This is a genomic window from Kitasatospora sp. NPDC101157, assembly GCF_044768255.1.
GTDB lineage: Bacteria > Actinomycetota > Actinomycetes > Streptomycetales > Streptomycetaceae > Kitasatospora.
Genome location: NZ_JBIWPL010000020.1, coordinates 108,917 through 116,401 on the forward strand (window position 1 = coordinate 108,917; position 7,485 = coordinate 116,401).

Genomic DNA, 7,485 nt, shown 5'->3' on the forward strand with positions numbered 1-7,485 from the left:
TCTTGTCCGAACCGGCGCTTGACAGCCGCACGCCCCGCTCGCTTCGGCGAGCGGGGCGTGGTAGCGCCCGTGGTTACGGGCGCCCGAGCAACTGCGCCCCCGAGACGGAGTCGGCGCGGGCGGTGAAGAACTCGGTGAAGCCGTGCAGGAACTCCTCCACCGTGATCCGTCCGTCCCCGTCCGTGTCCAACTGACGGAAGCCGTGCGACAGCTCGGCAGGGTGGACGCGCGGGCCGCCGAACACCGCGCGGTACTCGTCGAACTCCAGGAAGCCGCTGCCGTCGGTGTCGGCTGCGGTGAACACCGCCCGCAGCGCGGGCAGCAGCCCCTGCTCCAGGTAGGCCTCGTCCCGGTCGAGGCCCGCCAGGGTGGCCGCCGTGAACTCCTCCCGGCTCACCTTCCCGTCCCCGTCGGCGTCCATCGCCGCGCGCAGCTGCTCCCACCAGCCGTCGAAGGCCCGGTACACCCGGGCCTCGGCCTCCTCGTCCAACTCCAGCTGCCAGCACACGTTGTGGGCCATCGCCCGCAGGTCGTGCACGGTGATGGAGCCGTCCCCGGTCTGGTCCAGAACCTCCCGGAAGAACCGGTCCACCCGGGAGCCGCGGGCGTCCCCCCGCCCCGGGTGCAGCCGGCGCGGTGGCCGCTGCTGCGCGTCCGGAGAGCGGTAGCGCACCCGCTCCGGGAGGAGTGGGACGACGGCCCCGGCACCCCGGTGCAGCACCGCCGACAGCAGCGCCCCGCGCCGGGTCCGGACCAGGCCGAACCGCTCCCGCACCACCGGCGGCAGGTCCGCCACCGTCAGCTCCCGGATCACCCGGGCCACGGCCACCCGGACGACCCGCCAGCCGGCGTCCCCGAGGAACCGGAGCCGTCGGGGGCGGGGCGCCTCGCGCAGGATGTCGTCGAGCAGGTAGCGGGCCGACTCGGTGAACTCCAGCTTCTCCCGGGCGTACCGGGCGAAGTAGCCGGGCAACTCGTCCGCGGTCTTCGGGAGTTCCTCCTCCGGCAGCTCGAAGGCGGCGATCGCTTCCCTGAACTCCTGGTAGGCGAGCTCCAGTTGAGCGCCGTCGTACGGATCGCCGCCGAGCCGCCGCATGGCCGTCACGGACTCGAACAGCGTCAGCAGCACCCACACCCTGGTCGCCGCGTCCCGCGCGTCGTACGGACGGCCGTCCGGCATCGTCCCGTGGATCCGCTTGTGCGACCGGTTCAGCCGGGCGACCTCCCGGCGCAGGGCGTCCGCGTCCTGGTAGAACAGCCGCCGTCCGCTCCCCAGCGTGTGCTCGACCCGCCGCCAGGGGTGCGCCCGGTAGGTGGAGTGCTCCTGCATCCCGGCCCCCACCACCGGGTCCGCGGCCTGCAGCACCAGGAGCCGCCAGGCGACCAGGGCGATCCGCCACTCGGACAGGTCCTGCTTGAAGGAGACGGCCCGGTCAGCCACGGAGCTCGCCGGTGATCCCGGGGCCGATCACGAAGCCCTTGGCCGGACCCTCGGGGATCACGGCCTCCTTGCCGTACGGGATCCGCGTCGAGGAGGCGTAGACCCCGCGCTCGGGGTCAGGGCTGGTGAGGACGGTCACGGTGCCGCCGTCGTCGTAGTCGTCGATGATCACGTACACCGGGACGCCGGCGCGGGCGTACGCCCCGCGCTTGAGAACGTGGTCTCGTTTGCGCGCTTCGGCGCCCGGCGAGACGGTCTCGACCACCATCGGGACACCTGAGGCGAGCACCCCGACGCCCTCGGGGTGCTCGATTTCTTCGACGTCGTCCGGCGCCACGAAGACGTCCGGGATGAACACCTTGAGGTCGGCGATCACGTTGCCGTCCTGCGCAGGCCCGTAGCCGGAGCCCCTCAGATGGTCGTACAAGGCCCGGCCCAGCCGCCTGTTCACGCTGAAATGGCGGGTGCCGCCAGTGGGTGACAACGTGATCGTCCCCTCGATGATCTCCGCCCGGAAGCCCTCGGGTACATCCATGGACTTCCATGCCTGCCATAGTTGCTGGTCCAGGTTCACGACGGTCTCCTCGACAACGAGCGCGCTCACGAGACACCTCTTTCCCGTCCAGTGTGGTCAGCCCGCGCGATCCCGCACAAGCAACGGCAGCACGGTCGCACACGACCGGGGGGCCGAGCGGGTGAACGGCTTCCGGTTCACCCGATCGAGGAGTTTCGGGCGGTATCCGTCAGCGCTGGCGGGGGAGTTCGACGCGGAAGGTGGCGCCGGCGCCCGGGGCGGTGTCCAGGGTGAGGGTGCCGCCGTGGGCCCGGGTGAGGGCGGTGGCGATGGCGAGGCCGAGCCCGCCGCCGCCGCCGTTGTCACGGCTGCGGGAGGCGTCGACCCGGTAGAAGCGGTCGAAGACCCGCTGGGCCTGCTCCTCGGTGAGGCCGGGCCCGGAGTCGGCGACCTCCAGCAGGCAGACCCCGTCGGCCCCGCCGCCGACGCCGATCCGGACCGGAGTGCCGGGCGGGGTGTGCTTGACGGCGTTGCCGACCAGGTTGGTGACCACCTGTCGCAACCGGGCCTCGTCGCCGAGGACGGGCGCCGCGCCGGGCGCGCCGGTGCCGGTGGGGCCGGTGAGCGCGACCGGGCGGCTGGGGTCGAGGGCGGTGAGGTCGTGCAGGGCGTCGGCGGCGAGGGTGCGCAGGTCCATCGGGGCGAGGTCGAGCGGACGCTCCTCGTCGAGCCGGGCGAGCACCAGCAGGTCCTCGACCAGGGCGCCCATCCGGACCGCCTCGCTCTCGATCCGGCTCATGGTGCGGGTGACGTCCGCCTCGGTGGGCAGCGCGCCCATCCGGTACAGCTCGGCGAAACCGCGGATGCCGGCCAGCGGGGTGCGCAGTTCGTGCGAGGCGTCGGCGACGAAGCGCCGCATCCGGGCCTCCGACTCGGCGCGGGCGGCGAAGGCCGCCTCGATCTGGGTGAGCATGCCGTTGAGCGCGATCGACAGCCGGCCGACCTCGGTGCCCGGGGACAGCTCCGGCATTCGGTGGGACAGTTCGCCGGCGGCGATCCGCTCGGCACCGGCCTCGATCCGCCGCAGCGGCCGCAGTCCGGCCCGGACGGCGAAGAAGCCGAGCGCGGTGATCAGCACCAGGACGCCGCCGCCGATGGCCAGGAAGGAGGTGCTCAGCCGGCCGGTGGTGGCGTCGACGTCCTCGCGGGAGACGGCGACCATGACGTACGTCGGGGTGCTGGCCGGCGAGGCGTACGCGGCGGCGCCGGTGGCCGGGGTGCGCGGGGGCTGGAGCGGCAGCACCAGCACCCGCCAGCTGTGGTGACCGCGCTGGTCGGGCAGGTCGAAGGGGGTGTCCGGGGCGGTCTGGGTCGGGTCCAGTCCGGCCAGTTGCGGCGCCGGGTCGGTGTCCGAGAGGGGCTGGCGCAGGGAACCCTGGACCTTGCCGTCCGAGGACAGCCACTGCACCAGGTACTGGCTGGGCAGGCTGATCCGCCGCCCGTTGACGCCCGGCTTCCCGGCACCCGGCGCGGTCACCTGGACCGGGGCCTTGCGGGACAGCGGCTGCCCGTAGCGCTGGAGTTGCTCGTCCAGCTGCTCCACCAGCTGGGCCCGTACGGTGCCCAGCACGAAGGTGTCGCTGACCGCGAGCCCGGTGGTGACCAGCGCGAGGGCGAGGACCAGCAGCCGGGCGCGCAGCGACAGCCGGGAGGTGAAGCGGTTGAACACGAGCGGGTCCGGTCAGCCCTGCGGGGGGCGGCGCAGCGCGTAGCCGATGCCGCGCACGGTGTGGATCAGCTTGGGGCCGTGCGCCGGGCCGGAGTCGAGCTTGCGGCGCAGGTAGGAGATGTAGGACTCGACGATGGAGAGGTCACCGCCGAAGTCGTAGGCCCAGACGTGGTCGAGGATCTGCGCCTTGGACACCACCCGGCCGACGTTGGCCATCAGGTAGTGCAGCAGCTTGAACTCGGTCGGGGAGAGCGCGACGGGGGTGCCGGCCCGGGTGACCTCGTGGGCGACCGGGTCGAGGCTGAGGTCGGCGACGACCAGTCGGCCGTCCTCGGAGGGGCCGCCGGCCCGGCGCAGGATGGCGCGGATCCGGGCGATCAGCTCCTCCAGGCTGAACGGCTTGGTGACGTAGTCGTCCGCGCCCGCGGCCAGGCCCTGGACCTTGTCGCCGACGCCGTCCTTGGCGGTGAGGAACAGCACCGGCAGGTGGTCGCCGGGGTGTCCGTGCGCGGGTCCGGCGATCTGGCCGCGGCTGGTGCGCTCGCGCAGCTTCTCGACGACGGTGAAGCCGTCGAGGTCGGGCAGCATCACGTCGAGGACCACGAGGTCCGGCCGCTCGGCGGCGATCAGTTCCAGGGCCTCGGTCCCGCTCGCGGCGGACGCCACCCGGAACCCGGAGAACCGCAGCGAGGCGGCGAGCAGCTCACGGATGTTCGGCTCGTCGTCCACGACGAGGAGGAAGGCCTCGCCCTGGCCCCCGGCCACGGTGGTGCCGCCCGGTGTGGTGACAGTGCCTTGCACGGGGGTTTCGCCTCCCGGTCGGACGATGACGTTCAGCATGAGGCTAGCCCCCGGAGGCTATGCGGCATGGATGAATGTTGGATTAACACCTTATCGGTCGGTTTTTGGGCGACAAGCCCCCAGGGGTGCGGCTCGGTGGTGTGCGCACGGGTGTGCGGGAACGTCGAACGGCCGGGGAGCACGCTCCCCGGCCGCACCGCGTCACACCGTTCCGACGGTCAGTGCTGGGCGAACTGGCCCGGGCGATAGTCGCCGGCGGGCTGGCGAATCATGACGTTGCCGCGGTTGAAGGCGTTGATCAGCGCGATGACGCAGACCAGTGCCGCGAGCTGCTCCTCGTCGTAGTACTTCGCCGCGTTCTCCCAGGCCTCGTCCGTCACCCCGCCGCCGTCGGCCAGCCGGCTGCCCTGCTCGGCCAGCTCCAGGGCGGCCCGCTCGGCCTCGGTGAAGACGGTGGCCTCGCGCCAGGCCGCGACCAGGTTCAGCCGGGTCGCCTCCTCGCCCGCGTGCACGGCGTCCTTGAAGTGCATGTCGACGCAGTAGCCGCAGCCGTTGATCTGGCTGGCCCGCAGCCGCACCAGCTCCTGGGTCGCGTACGGGAGGGTCGAGTCCGCGATCGCCTGGTTCGCGGTGATGAGGTGCTTGAAGACCTTGCCCATGACCGGGCTGGCGAAGGCGTTCAGACGGGCTTCCATGGTGTGCTCCCTCGGGGTCGGTGTTGCGTTGCCGTCCTCTTTGACAGGACAGCCGGTCGGTCCGTGACAGGCCGGGACGTGGTCTGCCTCACACCTGCCAGGCGCGGAGCTTCTCCGGGTTGCGCACGGCCCAGATGTGGGTGATCCGGCCCTTGGCGATCCGGAACGCCATCACCGTGTCCGTCACGCCGTCCTGCCGCGCGACCAGGCCGGGCAGGCCGTTGACGGTGCTCTCCAGCAGAGTCAGCCCGGCGGTGACCCGGTCACCGTGGACACGGGTGCGGTCGATCCACTCGCTGCCCGTGAGCGGTTCCAGCAGGGCGGCGACCAGGCCTCCGCCGTCGGCGATCACGGTGGCGTCGGGGTCGAGGAGGTCCATGAGCGACTTGACGTCCTTGGCCTCCCAGGCCCGCTTGAACTCCCGGACGATGCCGGCCTGTACGCCCACCGGCGTCGCGAGGGCCTGTGCCGCACGGATCCGGCGCCGGGCGGAGGAGGCCAGCTGGCGACAGGCCGCCGCCGAGCGTCCGACGATCGTGGCCACCTCGCCGAAGGGATATTGGAAGACGTCGTGGAGGACGAACGCCACGCGCTCGGCCGGGGTCATCGTCTCCAGGACGACGAGGAAGGCCATGTTGACCGACTCGTCGAGGGTGATCCGGTCCGCCGGGTCCGCCGCCACGCCGTCGGGCCCTTCCCGGTGCTCGGGCAGCGGCTCCGGGAGCCACTCGCCCACGTAGCGCTCCCGCCGGGCCCGGGCGGAGGTCAGCTGGTTGAGGCAGATCCGACTGGCGACCGTGGTCAGCCAGCCGCCGGGCGAGAGGACGGCGGCCCGCTGGTGCGGGGGCATGGCGTACCAGCGGGCGTAGGTCTCCTGCACGACGTCCTCGGCGTCGGCGAGTGAGCCGAGGAGCCGGTACGCCACGTTGGTCAGCCGGCGCCGCTCGCTCGTGATCACGCTCAGGTCCTGGTCCATGCTCCGCCTCCGGTTCCGGTCCTGCCCTTACGACAGAACAGCGGGCCGGAATGTGACACCACCGCGCGCCTCACATTCCGGTGCACCGTCCTGTCGTAAGGGCAGGACCCGAACCGGACAACAGGGAGGACCCACCGTGAACGACTTCCAGGCGATCGCCGACCTCGTGGAGATCCAGGCGCTGCAGGCCGAGTTCACCGACGCGGTGATGATGCGCGACGGCGAGCGGCTCGCCGGCCTGTTCACGCCGGACGGCGCGCTGCGGATGCCCAACGTCCCGATCGAGCTGGTCGGCAGGGAGCAGATCAAAGCCGGGCGCAAGGAACTCCAGGCCCGATGGGACTTCTTCGTTCAGAACACCCACCCGGGCTCGATCCGGATCGACGGCGACACCGCGACCGGCCGCGCCCTCATGCACGAGATCGTCCGCCTCAAGGACGGCCAGGAAGGTCTCAACTACGCCGTCTACCACGACCGTTACCAGCGGACCGCGGAGGGCTGGCGGTTCGCCGAGCGGGTCTACGAGGTCCGCTACGTCGACACCAGCCCGCTGGGCGGCTCGGCCCCGTGTGATGCGCGGGACGCCGCCGCCGAGGCCGCCGACCGCGGTGCCTCCACCGCGTTCACCGCTCCGGCGGACGCGGAGCGGCTGGAGCGGGCTGCGGCCGCGCTGGCGGCCGCCGGCTTCACCGTCGAGATCCTCGACGACGCGGCCGCCGCCCGCGCCCGCGTCAGGGAGCTGGTCCCGGCGGACGCCGCCGTGTTCACCGCGGCCAGCGAGACGCTCCGGCTGTCCGGCATCGACGAGGACCTCAACTCCGGCGGCCGCTACCGGTCCGTCAGGTCGCGGGCGCTGGCCATGGACCGGGAGGCCGAGGCCGACGATCTCCGACGCCTGCTGGCCAGCCCCGACGTCGCGGTGGGCAGCGTCGTCGCCGCCACCGAGACCGGTTCCCTGGTGATCGCCTCGGGCTCCGGCAGCCAGCTGCCCGCCAACGCCGGCGGCGCCGGTCAGGCGGTCTGGATCGTCGGGGCCCAGAAGGTCGTCCCCGACCTGCCCACCGCCATGCGCCGCCTGGAGGAGCACGCCCTCCCCCTGGAAGACGCCCGCGCCCGGGCCGCCTACGGCCGGCCCAGCGCCGTCAACCAGCTCCTGGTCCTCAACGCGCCGACGCGCTTCGCGCGTGGCACCGTGCTGCTGCTGCGCGAGGCCATCGGCTACTGACCTGCGGCGCTGGGCGGGGGGGGGGGGGGGGCCCGCCACACGCCCCCCGCCCCCCGCGCGGAGCAGGGGGCCCAGCGGGGCGGGGGGGGGCCCACCGGGGGACT

General features: G+C 72.8%; 7 protein-coding genes. 1 reads left to right on the top strand and 6 read right to left on the bottom strand.

What is annotated here, in order from left to right:
* Window positions 1–73: 73 nt before the first annotated feature.
* The 6 genes from ACIRVF_RS31070 to sigJ all read right to left on the bottom strand — a co-directional run bounded on the left by ACIRVF_RS31070 (window position 74) and on the right by sigJ (window position 6,156).
* A complete protein-coding gene (locus ACIRVF_RS31070; RefSeq protein ID WP_402825125.1) occupies window positions 74–1,441 on the bottom strand; it encodes an oxygenase MpaB family protein in 1,368 nt (455 codons plus the stop codon).
* A complete protein-coding gene (locus ACIRVF_RS31075; protein WP_402825128.1) occupies window positions 1,434–2,045 on the bottom strand; it encodes a Uma2 family endonuclease in 612 nt (203 codons plus the stop codon). Before ACIRVF_RS31075 ends, ACIRVF_RS31070 begins: the two co-directional genes overlap by 8 nt.
* Window positions 2,046–2,184: 139 nt before the next feature.
* The gene (locus tag ACIRVF_RS31080) at window positions 2,185–3,684 is read right to left on the bottom strand and encodes a sensor histidine kinase (RefSeq protein WP_402825131.1); all 1,500 of its coding nucleotides are present in this window, start codon (window positions 3,682–3,684) and stop codon (window positions 2,185–2,187) included.
* 12 nt (window positions 3,685–3,696) lie between these two features.
* A complete protein-coding gene (locus ACIRVF_RS31085; RefSeq protein WP_402825134.1) occupies window positions 3,697–4,485 on the bottom strand; it encodes a response regulator transcription factor in 789 nt (262 codons plus the stop codon).
* 218 nt (window positions 4,486–4,703) lie between these two features.
* Window positions 4,704–5,180, bottom strand: coding sequence for a carboxymuconolactone decarboxylase family protein (locus tag ACIRVF_RS31090; protein WP_402825137.1), 477 nt, complete (start codon window positions 5,178–5,180; stop codon window positions 4,704–4,706).
* Between the two features lie 88 nt (window positions 5,181–5,268).
* A complete protein-coding gene (sigJ, locus tag ACIRVF_RS31095; protein ID WP_402825140.1) occupies window positions 5,269–6,156 on the bottom strand; it encodes an RNA polymerase sigma factor SigJ in 888 nt (295 codons plus the stop codon).
* 136 nt (window positions 6,157–6,292) lie between these two features.
* Between sigJ and ACIRVF_RS31100 the strand changes: the two genes are divergently transcribed.
* On the top strand, window positions 6,293–7,381 hold the full coding sequence (locus ACIRVF_RS31100) for a nuclear transport factor 2 family protein (RefSeq protein WP_402825143.1): 1,089 nt from the start codon (window positions 6,293–6,295) through the stop codon (window positions 7,379–7,381).
* Window positions 7,382–7,485 lie beyond the last annotated feature (104 nt).

Coding starts and splice junctions, on each gene's coding strand:
- ACIRVF_RS31090 (WP_402825137.1), bottom strand. CDS start 5,180: ATGGAAGCCCGTCTGAACGCCTTCGCCAGCCCGGTCATGGGCAAGGTC.
- sigJ (WP_402825140.1), bottom strand. CDS start 6,156: ATGGACCAGGACCTGAGCGTGATCACGAGCGAGCGGCGCCGGCTGACC.